A 15,168-nucleotide genomic window follows, 5' to 3' on the forward strand; every position below is an offset into this window, starting at 1 on the left:
GCGTCCTTCCGCTTCGGCGGAAGGACGTCTTGAAGACTGAAAGGCCCCCTCATCCGGTTCGGAAGTGGGGGCCTTTTTTCTTTTCGGATGTCTGAACGGTCGCATCGTATGAAAGAGTGCTTCCATACCTAAGATAGGATATGTGGGAGCTAGGCCTGCGACCCATATCGACCTTGTATGAATAGGTTCAACGCTCCCGGTAAAGGGGTCGGGGTCGACCGGTGCAAGGCGCTCAAGGACTGCGTAATGACCGATCTGTTTAAGAAGGCTCTGGCCCTTCATCGCGACGGGAACACGTCCGCCGCCATGGAATTATATGAAAGGGTCCTGGAGGCAGATCCAAACCATGTCGCTGCGCTGACCAATATGGCGTCGGGGCTTAAATCCATGGGTCTGCTAAGCCAGGCTGACGCCTGCTTTCGTCGTGGATTGGAAGTTGATCCCCATAGTCCAGACCTCATCTTCAACTTTGCCAATCTGCTGCGCGAAACGGGTCGGCGACACGAGGCGTTGGACCGTTACAGGCAAGCCATCCGGGTGAAGCCGGCCATGGCCATGGCCCATCACAATCTGGCCTATACGCAGCAGGAACTCGGTCTGTTCGTCGAGGCGGAGGGCAACTACCGTCACGCTCTGACCCTTGATCCACAAAATTATAGTGGCTGGCTGAATCTCGGCGATGTGCAGGAGCAGCAGGGCAAGCTGGTTGCCGCCGCCGCCACCTATCGTCACATGGTGGAAACTTGGCCGGAACGGCATGAAGCCTTGAGCAATCTGGGATTGATCGAACAGGCTGCGGGGCAGGCCGAAGCTGCGCTGTCCCTTTTACACCGCGCCTTGGCGATCACCCCCACCGATAACCGTGTTGCATCGAACATCCTGGTGGCCCAGCAATATCACCCGCTTTTGTCCGATCAGGCCATCCGCCATACGGCTGTGAGTTACGGCGCTCGTTTCGGCGCAGCGACCTTCCTGCCTGCGCTGCCGCTGCCGGCGGAGCGGCGGCTGCGCATCGGCTATGTCTCTGCCGACTTCTGTCAGCATGTTGCCGGCCTGCTGGCGCGCGATGTCGTCTCCCGCCATGATCTCTCGCGGTTTGAGATATTCTTCTACAGCAACATTGTCGTTGCCGATCATCTGACCCAGGGTCTGCGCCGCTTTGGCACTTGGCGTGACATTGCCGGCAAGCCGGATGATGTGGTCCATACCATGATCCGTAATGACGGGATCGACATCCTGGTCGATTTGTCCGGCCATACGCAGGGCAACCGGCTGCCCCTGTTTGCGCGCCGGGCGGCGCCGGTTCAGATCAGTTGGCTTGGCTATTTCGCGACAACCGGCGTCCGGGACATGGACTATGTCATCATGGACCCGGTGCACGCGCCCGAGGGGGCGGAATCCCTGTTCACGGAACGGGTGATCCGTCTGCCCCATAACCGCTTCTGCTACACGCCCGTGGATTTTGCGCCGGCGGTATCGCCCCCGCCCTTCCTGCGCAACGGCTACGTCACCTTCGGCAGTTTCAACAATAGCGCCAAGATCAATGAGCATGTGATCGCGGCCTGGGCGCGCATCCTGACCGAGGTGCCGGACAGCCGTTTGATCCTGAAATGGCGATCCTATGCCGATCCGGAGCATGTTGCGCGCCTGCGCACGGCTTTTGCGGGGCACGGTGTTGCGGAAGACAGGCTGGAATGTCGTCCACAGAGCACGCATGACGCTTTGTTGGCGGAATATGCGGATATCGACATCGCGCTGGACCCGTTCCCGTTCAGCGGCGGCTATACCAGCCTGGAGGCGCTGTGGATGGGTGTACCCATCGTCACACTGCCGCTGTCCCGCCCGGTCTCACGCCAGACATTGAGTTTTCTGAACAATATCAGCCTGGCCGGCCTCGCCGCGCGCGATCCGGATCATTATGTGGAATTGGCGCGCCGACTGGCGGCAAGTTCCGCGCTGCTTCAGGAACTGCGTGGTCTGCTGCGTGACCGTATGTGGGCCTCGCCCCTGTGCGACGCTGCCGGCTTCACCAGGCATCTCGAACAGGCCTATTGTCAGGCATGGGATGAGATGCTGGTACGCAGCGACAAGCGTCAGCAGGCCCTGCGCGAGCATGAAGGCGCCTTGCGCCTTTTCGCACAGCGCCAGATGGAAGAGGCTGAACAACGCCTGCGGCGTGCCTTGGCGTTGAATGATGATGAAGCCGTCATTCATGCCAATCTCGGGATCGTGCTTAAGCAGCTCAACGCCGCGCCCGCCGAGCGTATTGCCTGCTATCGAGCTGCCATCGAACGGGACCCCACCAATACCAGTTATCTGCGCTACCTTGCCTCTGCCCTGAGTGAGGACCGCCAGTATGAAGAAGCGCTGACCCTGGCTGAAAGGGCCGTCAATCTTGACCCTGGACAGCGCGATTCCTGGTTCTGCGTTGGTACCGCGCTTGCGGGGCTGAAGAGATGGCGCGACGCCAGCGCGATCTATGGTCGGCTGGTAACCGAGAATCCGGATTGGCTTGATGCCCAGTTTGCCGCCGGTGAGGCTTGGCGTCAGGTCGGAAACATGAAAGCGGCCTTGCGCTGTTTCATTGCGGCCCGCGATCTGATGACGCCTGATACGTCGGCCAAGGACAAGACGACGGTTCGGCTGGCCATTGGGGCTGCCCAGATTGAGCTGATCGCATTCCTGGATGCGATTGAGACGCTGCGCGATGCGCTGACCTATGATCCTGATTCGGTGCCGGTCCTGACCGACCTCGGCAATGCCTTGAAGGCTCTCCATAGGCTGGACGAGGCCGAGGCCGCTTACAAGCGGGCAACGGAACTGCGCCCGGACATCGCGGGCGTACATTGCAATCTGGGGACGATCTATCAGCTTCGCAGCCAGTATGGCGATGCCATCGCATGCTACCGGCGCGCCCTGGCCATTCAGCCCGACATGTCGGAAGCACTCAGCAATCTGGGTACCTGCATGACCTACGCGCCGGAAACGGGGCCGCACGATATTCTGAACGCTTACAGGGCCTATGATCGTCTGGTCGCCCAGAAGCTGCGTGATCCGCGGCCTTTCCTGAATGACCGCTCGCCCGGTCGGCGTCTGCGCGTCGGTTATGTCTCCGCCGATTTCCGCCGGCATGCGGTTGCCTATTTCGCCCTGCCGCTGCTGGAGCGTCATGACCCGGCCAATGTGGAGATATTCTGCTATTACAGCCACCGGCAAGCCGACAACTGGACAGAGGCGTTCAAGCGTCGTGCCGATCACTGGCGGCATTGTCCCCACCTGACGACCGAGGAGATGGCGGAGCAGATCCGTGCTGATGGCATCGATATTCTTGTCGATCTATCGGGTCATACCCTGGGCAACCGGCTCAAGGTTTTCGCCTGCAAGCCGGCGCCTGTGCAGGTGACATGGATGGGCTATGTCACGACCACGGGCCTGTCGGCCATGGATTGGCGCGTGACACATCACGACGCTGACCCGGTGGGTACGGAAGGCGACTACAGCGAGCGTCTTTGGCGCCTACCCGGCACCATGTGGTGCTACCGTCCCTTGCCGGACATGCCCGACCCGTCCCCCGCACCCTGTCTTCAAACCGGACGGATCACATTCGGCAGTCTCAATCGCTTTTCCAAGAACTCCCGGCAGGTGCTGATGACGTGGGCCCGTATCCTCCAACGGGTACCGGACTCCCATCTTGTCATCTGTGTGCCGGAGGGGAGCCAGCGCACGGAGGTTCAATCCCTTTTTGCCGCTGAGGGCATCGGACCGGATCGGCTGCGCATGTTTGCCGGGCTTGATCATCAAAGTTTCTGGAAACTGCACGGGGATATCGACATCGCGCTGGACCCTTTCCCGTTCGGTGGGGGCACCACGACCTGCGAAACCCTGTGGCTGGGCGTGCCGTTGGTGACCTTGACCGGGGCCGACGGCAAGGATTTCCCGCCCCGATTCGCCAGCCGCATGGGGCTGGCCTTCCTCAGCAGCCTGGGCATGCCGGAACTGGCGGCACCCAACCTTGAGGCCTATATCGACACAGCCGTGGCTCTGGCCGCTGATGTGCCGCGCCTGGCGGCCCTGCGCGGGGAACTTCGTGAACGCATGGCCAAGGCGCCTTTGACCGACGAAGTCCGCTTTGCACGAGAAATGGAACAAGCTTACCGCGCGATGTGGCAGGATTGGCTCAATAAGATTGATGGCGTCCAAGGCTGATCGACAAAGGCTCATACTGAAAATGAATATCCTGTTTGTTCATCAAAATTTTCCTGGGCAGTTCAAAAGCCTGGCGCCGGCGCTCGTGCTGTCCGGTCATAATGTAAAGGCCCTGGCCATTGATGGCATAGAGGGCGGTGGCATCGACCTGATCCGCTATCGCCCCAAACGTGGCAGCACACCAAATGTGCATCCCTGGGCGGCGGATGTCGAAACCAAGATGATCCGGGGCGAGGCCTGTGCAATGGCTGCCGACGAACTGCGTGCCAGCGGTTACGTGCCGGACATTATTGTCGGCCATCCGGGATGGGGGGAGATGCTTTTCCTGCGGGACATCTGGCCCAATGTCCCTCAACTGCATTTTCTTGAGTTCTTTTATGCGGCCAATGGAACGGATGTCACTTTCGATCCTGAATTCGCCCAATTGGGCTGGCGAAATTCGGCCCGCGTCCGTGCGAAGAATGCCAATGGACTTCTGAGCCTCGACGCCATGACCGCTGGCTACAGCCCGACCTTCTGGCAACGATCCTCCTATCCCAGCCGTGTTCAGGACCGCATCAGCGTCATCCATGACGGGGTCGATACCGATATGCTGACACCTTCCCGGGACGTTGAATTGGTCTTGGGCGCGGATCAGACGGTGCTGCGGCCCGGCATGAAGATCGTCACCTTCATAAACCGTAATTTCGAACCGTATCGCGGCTATCACAGCTTCATGCGCTCTATTCCGCGCATACAGGCGAAGTGCCCGGATGCGATCATCATCATGGTTGGTGCGGACGGCGTTTCCTACGGTGCTAAACCCCCAGAGGGTCAAACCTGGAAGCAGATGTTTTTGGATGAGGTCGCTGATCGCGTGGACATCAGCCGGATCCGCTTTGTCGGGTCGGTCGCCTATCCAACCTTCGTGGCGCTGATGCGCCTCTCCGCGGCCCATGTATATCTGACTTATCCCTTCGTTCTTAGTTGGTCCATGCTGGAGGCGATGAGCTGCGGGGGGCTGGTGATCGGCAGCGCCACCGAACCGGTGCAGGAAGTGATCGACCATGGACAGAATGGTCTGCTGGTCAATTTCTTTGACTACGAAGATATCGCCGATCGGGTGGTAGAGGCCTTGGAAAGGCCGGAGCGGTTCATGGGCCTGCGTCAGCAGGCGCGCCAGACCATTGTGGACCGGTATGACCTGCGCCGTATCTGTCTTCCCCGTCAGGGGCAGCTGATTGCCAACGTGGCCGGTCGATAGGTCGTTGCCGCGCTTGGTCTGGTAAGGTAAGCACAATGGCTGCAACGTGCGCCGGATGATAGGGGTGGGGTTCGATGTCCAACGAATGGTCTTCTGGGTATGTGTCTGAAATCAACTACACATATGGCTTCTACCGTGAACTGACCCCCAACCTGCTACAACTGGCGGCTGTCACAAAGGGGCAATTGTCGCCCGATATGTCCGCCTCGGTCACCTATTGCGAGTTGGGATGTGGGCAGGGCTTGTCGACCAACATCCTGGCAGCCGCGAACCCCCATATCCAATTCTACGCAAACGACTTCAACCCGTCGCAGATTGCCGGCGCGCAGGCGCTGGCGGCGGAAGCCGGGACAACGAATGTCCATTTTCTGGACAGCAGCTTCGCACAGATGCTGGAAAGGACGGACCTGCCGGATTTCGACGTCATCTCCCTGCATGGTATCTATAGCTGGATCAGCCGCGAGAACCGCAAGGCTATTGTCGACTTCATCGCCTCGAAGTTGAAGGTCGGTGGCATCGTCTATATCTCCTATAATACCATGCCCGGCTGGGCGCCGATCATGCCCCTGCGCCGTTTGTTCGTTGATCATGCCGCGACTGGAAACGGGCCCATCCTCGCGCGGATCGAAGCGGCGCTGAAAGCGGCTGAAACATTGGTTGATGCCAATTCCCGCTACTTCATGAACGTACCGGCGGCCAAGGACAGGCTGAAAGCCATCAATGGGCAACCCCGTTCCTACCTGGCGCATGAATATTTCAATCGCGACTGGACCCCATTTTACCATGGCGAGGTTGTTGACGAGTTGGCGAGCGCCAAACTCAGCTGGATCGCATCTGCAAATATCGTGGACTCGATTGAAGGCTTCTGCTTCACCCAGGAGCAGCTGAAGCTGCTTTCCGATGCCGCCGTCGGTACGCGGCGGGAGGAACTGAAGGACTTCATTGTCAATCAGCAGTTCCGACGTGACATCTTCGCCAAAGGTGCGTTGCCCCTGGGCAACCGCCGCCAGGAGGAATATTGGAGCAATACGCGTTTCGTCGGTATTGTTCCTCGCGTTGATTCGCCGTTGAAGATCGCGACGTCGCTGGGTGAGCTTTCCCTCAGCCCCGAGGTCTATGGCCCGATCGCGGATGTGATTTCCAAGGGTCCGATCCGTGGTATCGATCTGATCAAGGCATTGCCGTCCCACAATCTCGCCCAGATCTGCCAGGCGCTGGCGGTGTTGACCGCCTACAGCGCCTGTCATCCCTGCTCTTCGGAGAAGAATGTACAGGCGGCATTGCCGGGGACCCAGCGGTTCAATAATGCAGTGATGGAGCATGCCCGCTTCTCCAGCGATCTGAACTTCCTGGCCTCGCCCGTCACCGGCGGTGGGCTGCCGATGGATCGCATCAGCCTGCTGATGTTGGCCGCGCATAAATCCGGTCAGGACATCGTTGCCGGCACCTGGAAGCAGCTGAAATCCTTGAACCAGCGTTTCGTCAAGGATGGGCGGACCCTGGACACCGAAGACGAAAATCTGGCCGAGATGAAGGTGCGTGCAGACAGCTTCGTGGAGAAGACGTTGCCTCTGCTCCGCAACCTTCTGATCGCATGATGACAGCGACGTCGGAGCCGGCAGGGACGGATATGCCTAGCCTTGTGGTCGGGCGTTTTGTGGACCTCGCCTATGTCGAGAGCGAGGACCGCATCTTTCTGTCAGTCCGGGACGAGGTGCAGCGGGTTGATTTCTGGCTGACCCGCCGCCTCGCCCGCCGGCTTCTGGCGAGCCTCATGGAACTGTTGGGGCAAACCTCGCATTCGGCTTCCGATGCCGCGGCGCGTAATCGTCAGGAAGTTCTGCTGTTTGAACAGGCGGAGGCTCTGTCGCGGCGAAACGCCACAGTAGCGGACAACAACCCGTTGCCGTCGCTGCCCCGGAAGTCGGGGCCTCATCTTCTTGACCGTCTTGATTTGCGTGCCGACAGTCAACAGCTGATCATGATGTTGTTTAACCAGGAGCAGGAGAAAGCCAAACTGCTCTGCTCGCGCGAACATGGCTTTCAATTGGTTGGTCTACTTTACGACAAGATTTGCGACGCGGAGTGGGACATTGGTGAACTGGCATGGCTCAATCGCCGGTCAACCATGGATATCCCTCGCGACCGCCTTCTGTCCTGAGCAAGCATGAGACAAAGTGTCGGTCACATCACGGTTCAGCTTGTGACTTCAGTGACTCGCTGATATTGCCTGCGCATAGGTGGGTGGGTAAGATGCACCCGTTGCGGAAGCCGGGCCTATTGGAGGACGGCGGCGCAGCCTAGAGAATGAACAGGCGCTCATTATGCAAATCATGAATAGACGCCCCGCAGGCGCTCAGTCTCCGCTGCGGCAGGCGCTACAGAAGTCGGCCCGGGCGTTCGGGTTTGTCGGGGTGTTCAGCTTCTTCATCAATCTGTTGATGCTGGCCGCGCCCATTTACATGCTGCAGGTTTATGACCGCGTACTGACTGCGCGAAGCGAAGCGACGCTGCTTTATATCAGTCTGATCATCGCGGCCATGATGCTCGTCATGGCCTTGCTGGAGGTCATCCGGTCGCGTGTTCTGGTGCGCGTCAGCGGCAAGATGGAACACACGCTGGGATCGAAAGTCTTCGATGCCATTTTCTCGTTGAATCTCCGGGCGCCGGCCGCCAACCGAAGCCAGTCGCTGCGCGATCTGGACACGGTGCGCCAGTTCATCACCTCCCAAGGCCCGTTCGCCTTCTTCGATGCCCCCTGGGCGCCGATCTTCATCGGTATCGTCTGCCTCATGCACCCTTTGCTGGGGCTTGTGGCACTGGGCGGTGCCGTCATTCTCTTTGCCCTGGCCTGGGCAACCGAGGTTGCGACCAAGAAGCCGCTGTCCGAAGCGAATAACCATGCCCTGCGGGCCACAGCCTTTGCAGAAGCCAGCCTCAAGAACAGTGAGGTTCTGGCGGCCATGGGCATGCTGCCCGGCATTCGTCGCCGCTGGCGCTTCAACCAGGACAAGGCCATGCTGTTGCAGGCTATTGCCAGCGACAATGCCGGCTTCATCAGCGCCATGACGAAGTTCACCCGCATGTTCGTGCAGTCCGCGATCCTGGGCATGGGGGCCTATCTGGCACTGGAGAATGAAATCACGCCCGGTATCATGATCGCGGCCTCCATCATCATGGGGCGTGGCCTGGCACCGGTGGAGCAGGCTATCGGTTCCTGGAAGATGTTCATCAGTGCGCGCGGTGCCTACGCCCGTCTGAATGAGCTCCTTCTCGCATTCCCCAGCGAAACGGAAACGATGGAGTTGCCGCCACCGCAGGGCAACCTGTCGGTGGAACGCGTGGTGGCGGTCCCGCCGGGCGGGACCACCCCCACGATCAAGGGCGTCAGCTTTGCCCTGGCCGCCGGTGAGTCGCTGGCCCTGGTCGGGCCAAGTGCTGCCGGCAAGTCCACTCTGGCCCGTCTTCTGGTCGGTGTCTGGGCGCCGCATAGCGGCTCCGTTCGTCTGGATGGTGCCGACGTCTACGCCTGGAAGCATGAGAATCTGGGGCCGCATATCGGTTACCTGCCCCAGGATGTCGAAATTTTCGATGGCTCCATCAAGGAGAATATCGCCCGGTTCGGTGAGGTTGACCCCAACAAAGTCGTCGAAGCGGCACAGCTTGCCGGCGTGCATGACATGATCCTGCGTCTGCCGAACGGCTATGACACGGTGATCGGTCCCGGCGGAATCGCCCTGTCGGGCGGGCAGCGGCAGCGGCTGGGTCTGGCCCGTGCTGTTTATGATAATCCGCGCTTTATCGTCCTCGATGAACCCAATTCCAATCTGGACAGCGATGGTGAGGCCGCCCTCGTGCAGGGCCTTTTGCGGCTGAAGGAGCGGAAGGCAACGGTCATCCTGATTTCCCACCGCCCCAGCGTCATGAACCATGTCGACAAGATCCTGGTTCTGCGCGACGGCCTTGTGGAGATGTTCGGACCCAAGCAGGACGTTCTTGCCCGCCTGACCCGTCCCGTTGCGCAGAACCAGCAGGTTCAGCAGCAGCCGGCCCCCGGTCAGATCGCCCCTTCCGCCAGCACGAGCGCCTGATTGCGCGCCGCTGGCCGGCTCTCATCGAAAGTGTCGACCATGATGAAGCTTCTGACTTCAAAAAGCAGTGTTCCGGCCCTGTCTCCAGTGATGGAGTTGACCGCTGTTCCGACCGACGAAATGCCCGTGGTGCGTTTGGGCCTGATCCTGATCGCGGCTGCCTTTGGCAGCCTCATGATCTGGTCCATGTTTGCCCCCATCGCCAAGGGCGTGGTTGCTTCCGGCCTTGTCGGTGTGGATAGCAACCGCAAGACCATCCAGCATCTCGAAGGCGGCATTGTTTCGGAAATTCTGGCGCGTGACGGATCGGTCGTGAAGGCCGGTGACGTGCTGCTGCGCCTGGATGAGGTGACAACCCAGGCACAGCGCGACGTGCTATATGGCCAGTTCCTGACGGCCAAGGCCCAGGAAGCCCGGTTCATTGCCGAGCGCGATAGGGCGAATATCATCAAGTTCCCGACCGAATTGGCTAGCCCAGGTGACAATGGCCGTAATGCGGCCATCCGTCAGTCGGAAGAGGAAGTGTTTAAGGCCCGCCGGGACGCGATCGGCGGCCAGCTCTCCATCCTCGATCAGCGCGTCAAGCAGTTGGAAGAGCAGAGCAAGGGCCTTCAGGCCCAGGTGACGGCCAACACGCAGCAGATCACCCTGATCGACAGCGAGCTTGAGGGACTTCAGCAGCTGTTTGAGAAGGGATACGCATCCAAGACCCGCCTGCTTGAATTGCAGCGTCGCCGGGCTGAACTGGACGGTGACCGCGGCAACTACGTTGCTGAAATCGCCCGTAACAAGGTGGCCAGCGGTGAAGCGCGTCTGCAGGCCATCCAGGTTCGCAAGCAGTTCGAAGAAGATGTGGCCAAGGGTCTGTCCGAGGCCCAGGCCAAGGTTTTCGATCTTCAGGACCGTCTGACCAGCGCCACCGATGTGTTGCAGCGCCGGGAATTGAAGGCGCCGACCGACGGCATCATCGTCAACTCAAAAGTGCACACCGTTGGTGGCGTTATCCGTCCGGGCGATCCGTTGATGGAATTGGTGCCCAGCAACGATGATCTGATCATCGAAGCCATGGTTCTGCCCATGGATGTGGATGTTGCGACCCCCGGCATGGAAGCGGAGGTGAAGTTCTCCTCCTTGTCCACACGCCATATTCCCATCCTGGTGGGCACTGTGGAAACGGTTGCAGCTGACGCTACCGCTGATCAGCATGGCAACCGCTACTATCTGGCGCGCGTTCGCGTGTCGAAGGATCAGCTCAGCCATCTGAACGGTCAGAAGCTGATCCCCGGCATGCCGGCGGAAGTGCTGATCAAGGCTGGCGAACGTACCATCATCGAATATCTGATGCGTCCGCTGACCGACAGCTTCTTCAAGGCCTTCAAGGAAACCTGATCAAGGGGAGGGCGGAGCATGATCCCGATGCAGGGTGGCTCCGGCCTCATCTGGCGCATCCAGGCGGCACCCCGTGACCTGTCACGGGGTATCACCGAATGCGACCTGCCTGCCAACTGTCTGGTCATTCCAGACGCAACTTGGCAGGGCATGGTTCCCGATGCGGCCTATGTCGAATGCCCGACATATTTTCTGGAGGACAAGGCCGGCTTCGTGGCGTTGCTGGCCTTCTTCGTGGTGAATTCCCTGCGTTTCCGGCTTTACGCACGGGCCCCTCAGGGCGAAGCGGAGGGGTTGCTGATGGCCTATCCGCGTCTGGATGACGCGACGATGGACATGCTGCGCCATTTCGATCCGCGGTCGGCCCAGCAGATCAATCAGCTTTGGCTACGGCTGGAGGCGTTTCTGGGGCGTATCGCGCTGCCTGAACCGCCGGAGCCGGGGCTTCTGTAGCCGGTTGTGAGAAGGGCGCTTCCCAATGGGGAGCGCCCTTTTTCTTTTACCTCACGACAATGCGCGGCAGCCGGTCGATGGGCGTCAGCGTGACACGCCGGAACAGGGTTTCCGCCCCTTCCGACTGAAACTGGATGCGGCCCTTGGTCAGGGCGGTGCGGCTGCCATCCTCGTTCAGCACCGACAGGTCGCGCAGCTCCATGACCGGCACGCCATTGACCACATGGATGGCCTTGTCACCTAGGACATAAAGGTCCAGCACGTTCCATTGCCCGACGGGGCGTTCGGCATCGGTCGCGGCCTCCACGTTCCAGGCCGGTTGTTCCACGGTGACGGCCTGGCCACCCACCATATAGCGGCGCTGCGGGTCGATCAGGGACCGGTCACGCCCGGCGTCCGTCACCGGCTTCACCATGGTGCCCACGGGCACGACCATGCCGGTGGAACCGAACATGATCTCGAACTCCACCGCCGGCATCCAGGTGCCGTAGACCGATCCATCGGCCCCGAAGGAATGGTAGAGCAGGCCATTATTCTCCGGCAAATCCAGGCGCGGGGCGTGCCGCTTGCCCGTCCATTTATATTCCAGCCGCAGATGATAGTTGCCATACACGCCCTTATGCACGATGGAGCCCCAGGTGGCGCCATCGACACGCAGGGCCGGCTCACCCTCCAGCATCAGGGCCGTGAACATCGGGTCGCCGCCGGGCCGCGCCCCGATCGGCTTCTCACTCTTGTTCACATAGGTGATGGACGGGTCGCGATAGCCCAGCCAGATATCCCAGTCCGACAAATCCTTGCCGTTCAGCAGGGCAATGGCGGTACCGGTGGGCGACGGGATCTCGGTCAGGGTCAGACGCTGTGGCTTGAACACCGGATCACCGGCCAGTATGGCCTCAAGCTTCGGGTCCGTTTGTGCCATTGCCGGCATCCCGGCCAGCATCAGGAAAAGAACGGCCAATCCCCGCCCTGCAACAATCCGCATATCCCTGCCTCCCTTTTTGATTGATAGCGCTGTCAATTTTGACCGCACTATGGATCAGCAGGGACGGGCAGGGAAGGGAATAATCACAGGCGTTTTTCCATGAACATACTGGCCCCGCCGCCGCAGGGATAATCCCCGAACGATGCGCAAGGGGTGAAGCCCAGACGGCGGTAAAGCCCCACGGCCTCGCGCTGAAGCTCCCCGGTCTCCAGCTTCAACAGCCTGATACCCTCCGCACGGGCCAGTTCCTCCAGCCGGGTCATCACCAGACCGGCGATGCCGCGCCCGCGATGCACGGGATCGACATACATGCGCTTCACTTCCGCATAGCCGTCGGCATCGATGCGGATGGCGCCACAGCCGACGGCACGACCGTCGCGACGGGCCAGCAGGAAGCGGATATCCGGGGATTTCAGCTGCTGCGGGTCCAGAAGATGGTTTTCTTCCGGCTGATACAGTGCCCCCAGATAATGATCCAGGTCGGCGATCAGGGCGCGGGCCTCCGGCAGGGTCGGATCGGCCAGTTCCACCGTGAAATGGGTCATCGAACAATCTCCAGCAAACCATTCACCAGGGCCGGCACGGTCTGTGTCGCCGGCCCATACAGGCCGCCATCAAAGACGCTGCCCGTTTCCTCCATATTGACCTCCACCGTCACGGCCCCACTGGCCCGCGCGGCGGCCACGAATCCGGCGGCGGGATAGACCGTGCCCGATGTGCCGATGGCGATGAACAGGGCCGCCTCGTCCAGCGCCTGCCCGATCTCATCCATGTAAAGCGGCATCTCCCCGAACCAGACGATATGGGGCCGCAGGGTGCCTCGGCCCCTGCAATCCGGGCAGACATTGTCGACGGCCAGATCGCCGCTGAAGGCCGCTATCCGGTCACAAGCGGCGCAGCGGATTTTCAGCAATTCCCCATGCATATGCAGCATTCGCGCGGACCCCGCCCGGTCATGCAGATCATCGACATTCTGGGTGACCAGCAGGAACGGCCCCCGCCATTCCCGTTCCAGCCGCACCAGCGCCTGATGCGCTTCGTTCGGCTGTACATCCGGGTGCAGAACGGCGCGGCGGCGGGCATTGTAGAAACCCTGGACGCGCGCCGGGTCCCGGGCGAAGGCCTGCGGCGTTGCCACATCCTCCAGCTGTTCCTTCTCCCACAGCCCGTCGCCATCGCGAAAGGTCAGCAGGCCCGATTCCCGGCTGATGCCGGCACCGGTCAGGATGAACAGGCTGGCATCGGGCCGCAGCCCCTGCAACAGGCGTTTCAGATGGGGGTCAATCATGGGAGGAATCTGGGCAAGCTGAAAAGATAGCGCTGTCAGGGTGGCACGGACATGCGCGCGGGACAAGCCCCTGGACAGATGTTAAGACAGGAACCCCTGCCTTCATCCGGGTAACCCAGATGCGTTCCGTGCTTTTCGTCTGTACCGGCAATATCTGTCGCTCCCCCACGGCGGACGGGGTGTTTCGAAAGCTGGTGGCCGATGCGGGGCTGGATGTGCTGGTCGATGGCGCGGGAACCCATGGCTATCACATCGGCGACCCACCCGATCCGCGCAGCATCCGGGCCGCCCGCACGCGTGGCTATGACTTATCTCCCTTGCGGGCGCGAAAGCTGGCGGCGGCGGATTTCACGCGATTCGATTTGATCCTGGCCATGGATCGCGGCCATCTGGACATCATGCGCCGCATGGCACCCGCCGGCTCCACTGCGGACCTGTCACTGTTCGCCGATCACGCGCCGGCCCCCTGGACCGGGCGCGACGTGCCTGACCCCTATTATGGCGGTGCGGCGGGGTTTGTGGAGGTGCTGGACATGGTGGAGGCAGGGGCCAAGGCGCTGCTGGCCCGCGTCAGCCGCTGAATTTTCCCTTCCGCAAGCGCTCCAGGGCGTCGGGGAAGCGCCGCGACAGGGGGGCCTTGCTGCCATCCGACAGGGTAATCGCGTAATCGCCCGATCCTTCCGGTTCCAGCCCCCGCACATGCGCGCGGTTGACCAGCCAGGACCGGTGCGTCCGCAGCAAGCCATGCCCGGACAGTTCCTCCGCCAACTGCGTCAGGGTGGCCCGCATCAAGGGCTGCCGCCCTTCGGCCAGCAGGAATTCCGCATAATTCCCCGCCGACCGCACGGCCAGGATATCGGCCACGGCAACACGCAGCAGCCGGGCACCGTCGCGGATATCGAACTGTGCGGCGGATGGCGGCGTGCTGATCGGCGGAAGCATTTCGGGTGCCGGGATGGGCGGTTGGGCCTTATGGCCGCGCCCATGCCCGAACAGCAGGAAAATGCCGCAGACCACCAGATAGGTCATCACATCCTTGCGGCCCTCATAGACCAGGACGCCAGCCGTCAGATTGAACCGGTAATCCAGATCGAACAGGATGCCCGCCCCATTGCGCAGCAGCGCCATGCCCGCACTGTGCAACAGGCTGAACAGCAGGGCCGCCGGCAGATGCAGCAGCAATACCCGTCCCCAGGGTGGGGCCAGCGGCGCCCGGCCCAGCGTCCAGGCGGGAATCCAGCACAGGCACAGGATGGAAACGGCACTGCTGAATTCCGTCAGGATGGGCAGCCAGAAGGGCCAGCCATCGCGGTCGTCCCAGGCCGACATGGTGTTGACCAGGGCGAACAGCAGGGTCAGCGGCACCAGCACCAGATAGGGCCGGAAGCCGCCCAAACCGGGGCTTTCGCCGTTCGTCCCGCCGCTCGTCACAGCCATCATGCCGTCTGTCACACCCGTGTCAGGGCCGGTTCCGCCCGTCCCTGCCGCCTTGCTGGCCTGGGCACGCCAGGGC

12 protein-coding genes are annotated in these 15,168 nt (G+C 61.1%); 8 read left to right on the plus strand and 4 right to left on the minus strand.

The genetic code is table 11. The features are described from left to right. Window positions 1-246: 246 nt before the first annotated feature. The 7 genes from ACODSP_RS19365 to ACODSP_RS19395 all read left to right on the plus strand — a co-directional run bounded on the left by ACODSP_RS19365 (window position 247) and on the right by ACODSP_RS19395 (window position 11,382). On the plus strand, window positions 247-4,206 hold the full coding sequence (locus ACODSP_RS19365) for an O-linked N-acetylglucosamine transferase, SPINDLY family protein (protein ID WP_488967187.1): 3,960 nt from the start codon (window positions 247-249) through the stop codon (window positions 4,204-4,206). Window positions 4,207-4,228: 22 nt separating this feature from the next. After that, window positions 4,229-5,449, plus strand: coding sequence for a glycosyltransferase family 4 protein (locus ACODSP_RS19370; RefSeq protein WP_488967188.1), 1,221 nt, complete (start codon window positions 4,229-4,231; stop codon window positions 5,447-5,449). A 74-nt stretch (window positions 5,450-5,523) separates the two neighbouring features. After that, entirely contained in the window at window positions 5,524-7,047 is a 1,524-nt protein-coding gene (locus tag ACODSP_RS19375) for a class I SAM-dependent methyltransferase (RefSeq protein WP_488967189.1), read from the plus strand. A 32-nt stretch (window positions 7,048-7,079) separates the two neighbouring features. Continuing rightward, window positions 7,080-7,610 carry a hypothetical protein gene (locus ACODSP_RS19380; RefSeq protein ID WP_488967190.1) on the plus strand — a complete coding sequence of 177 codons (531 nt, stop codon included), beginning with the start codon at window positions 7,080-7,082 and terminating at the stop codon, window positions 7,608-7,610. A gap of 172 nt (window positions 7,611-7,782) precedes the next feature. After that, window positions 7,783-9,540: a type I secretion system permease/ATPase gene (locus ACODSP_RS19385; protein ID WP_488967191.1), complete on the plus strand. Its 1,758-nt coding sequence runs from the start codon at window positions 7,783-7,785 to the stop codon at window positions 9,538-9,540. A gap of 39 nt (window positions 9,541-9,579) precedes the next feature. Then, complete coding sequence (locus ACODSP_RS19390; protein WP_488967192.1) at window positions 9,580-10,929, plus strand: HlyD family type I secretion periplasmic adaptor subunit; 1,350 nt, start codon at window positions 9,580-9,582, stop codon at window positions 10,927-10,929. Between the two features lie 18 nt (window positions 10,930-10,947). Further along, window positions 10,948-11,382 (plus strand): hypothetical protein, encoded by a 435-nt coding sequence (locus ACODSP_RS19395; protein ID WP_488967193.1) that lies wholly within the window; start codon window positions 10,948-10,950, stop codon window positions 11,380-11,382. Window positions 11,383-11,428: 46 nt separating this feature from the next. Here ACODSP_RS19395 and ACODSP_RS19400 read toward each other — a convergent pair whose 3' ends face one another. From ACODSP_RS19400 to ACODSP_RS19410, 3 genes are all read right to left on the minus strand, one after another. Beyond that, a complete protein-coding gene (locus ACODSP_RS19400) occupies window positions 11,429-12,367 on the minus strand; it encodes a 3-keto-disaccharide hydrolase (protein WP_488967194.1) in 939 nt (312 codons plus the stop codon). A gap of 83 nt (window positions 12,368-12,450) precedes the next feature. Continuing rightward, window positions 12,451-12,912: a GNAT family N-acetyltransferase gene (locus tag ACODSP_RS19405; RefSeq protein WP_488967195.1), complete on the minus strand. Its 462-nt coding sequence runs from the start codon at window positions 12,910-12,912 to the stop codon at window positions 12,451-12,453. Continuing rightward, window positions 12,909-13,655 (minus strand): Sir2 family NAD-dependent protein deacetylase, encoded by a 747-nt coding sequence (locus ACODSP_RS19410; protein ID WP_488967196.1) that lies wholly within the window; start codon window positions 13,653-13,655, stop codon window positions 12,909-12,911. The genes ACODSP_RS19405 and ACODSP_RS19410 overlap by 4 nt, the downstream gene beginning before the upstream one ends. 119 nt (window positions 13,656-13,774) lie before the next feature. On the opposite strand from ACODSP_RS19410, the gene ACODSP_RS19415 reads away from it, so the two are divergent. Continuing rightward, window positions 13,775-14,236, plus strand: a complete 462-nt coding sequence (locus tag ACODSP_RS19415; RefSeq protein ID WP_488967197.1) for a low molecular weight protein-tyrosine-phosphatase — start codon at window positions 13,775-13,777, stop codon at window positions 14,234-14,236. Here ACODSP_RS19415 and ACODSP_RS19420 read toward each other — a convergent pair. After that, a complete protein-coding gene (locus tag ACODSP_RS19420; RefSeq protein WP_488967198.1) occupies window positions 14,226-15,095 on the minus strand; it encodes a LytTR family DNA-binding domain-containing protein in 870 nt (289 codons plus the stop codon). The genes ACODSP_RS19415 and ACODSP_RS19420 overlap by 11 nt on opposite strands. Between the last annotated feature and the right edge of the window lie 73 nt (window positions 15,096-15,168).

This window comes from Niveispirillum sp. FG156 (assembly GCF_057809555.1).

What these genes read in the sequence shown, in the direction of transcription:
- ACODSP_RS19365 (WP_488967187.1), top strand. Translation starts at nt 247, where the DNA reads ATGACCGATCTGTTTAAGAAGGCTCTGGCCCTTCATCGCGACGGGAAC.
- ACODSP_RS19370 (WP_488967188.1), top strand. Translation starts at nt 4,229, where the DNA reads ATGAATATCCTGTTTGTTCATCAAAATTTTCCTGGGCAGTTCAAAAGC.
- ACODSP_RS19375 (WP_488967189.1), top strand. Translation starts at nt 5,524, where the DNA reads ATGTCCAACGAATGGTCTTCTGGGTATGTGTCTGAAATCAACTACACA.
- ACODSP_RS19380 (WP_488967190.1), top strand. Translation starts at nt 7,080, where the DNA reads ATGCCTAGCCTTGTGGTCGGGCGTTTTGTGGACCTCGCCTATGTCGAG.
- ACODSP_RS19385 (WP_488967191.1), top strand. Translation starts at nt 7,783, where the DNA reads ATGAATAGACGCCCCGCAGGCGCTCAGTCTCCGCTGCGGCAGGCGCTA.
- ACODSP_RS19390 (WP_488967192.1), top strand. Translation starts at nt 9,580, where the DNA reads ATGATGAAGCTTCTGACTTCAAAAAGCAGTGTTCCGGCCCTGTCTCCA.
- ACODSP_RS19395 (WP_488967193.1), top strand. Translation starts at nt 10,948, where the DNA reads ATGATCCCGATGCAGGGTGGCTCCGGCCTCATCTGGCGCATCCAGGCG.
- ACODSP_RS19400 (WP_488967194.1), bottom strand. Translation starts at nt 12,367, where the DNA reads ATGCGGATTGTTGCAGGGCGGGGATTGGCCGTTCTTTTCCTGATGCTG.
- ACODSP_RS19405 (WP_488967195.1), bottom strand. Translation starts at nt 12,912, where the DNA reads ATGACCCATTTCACGGTGGAACTGGCCGATCCGACCCTGCCGGAGGCC.
- ACODSP_RS19410 (WP_488967196.1), bottom strand. Translation starts at nt 13,655, where the DNA reads ATGATTGACCCCCATCTGAAACGCCTGTTGCAGGGGCTGCGGCCCGAT.
- ACODSP_RS19415 (WP_488967197.1), top strand. Translation starts at nt 13,775, where the DNA reads ATGCGTTCCGTGCTTTTCGTCTGTACCGGCAATATCTGTCGCTCCCCC.
- ACODSP_RS19420 (WP_488967198.1), bottom strand. Translation starts at nt 15,095, where the DNA reads ATGATGGCTGTGACGAGCGGCGGGACGAACGGCGAAAGCCCCGGTTTG.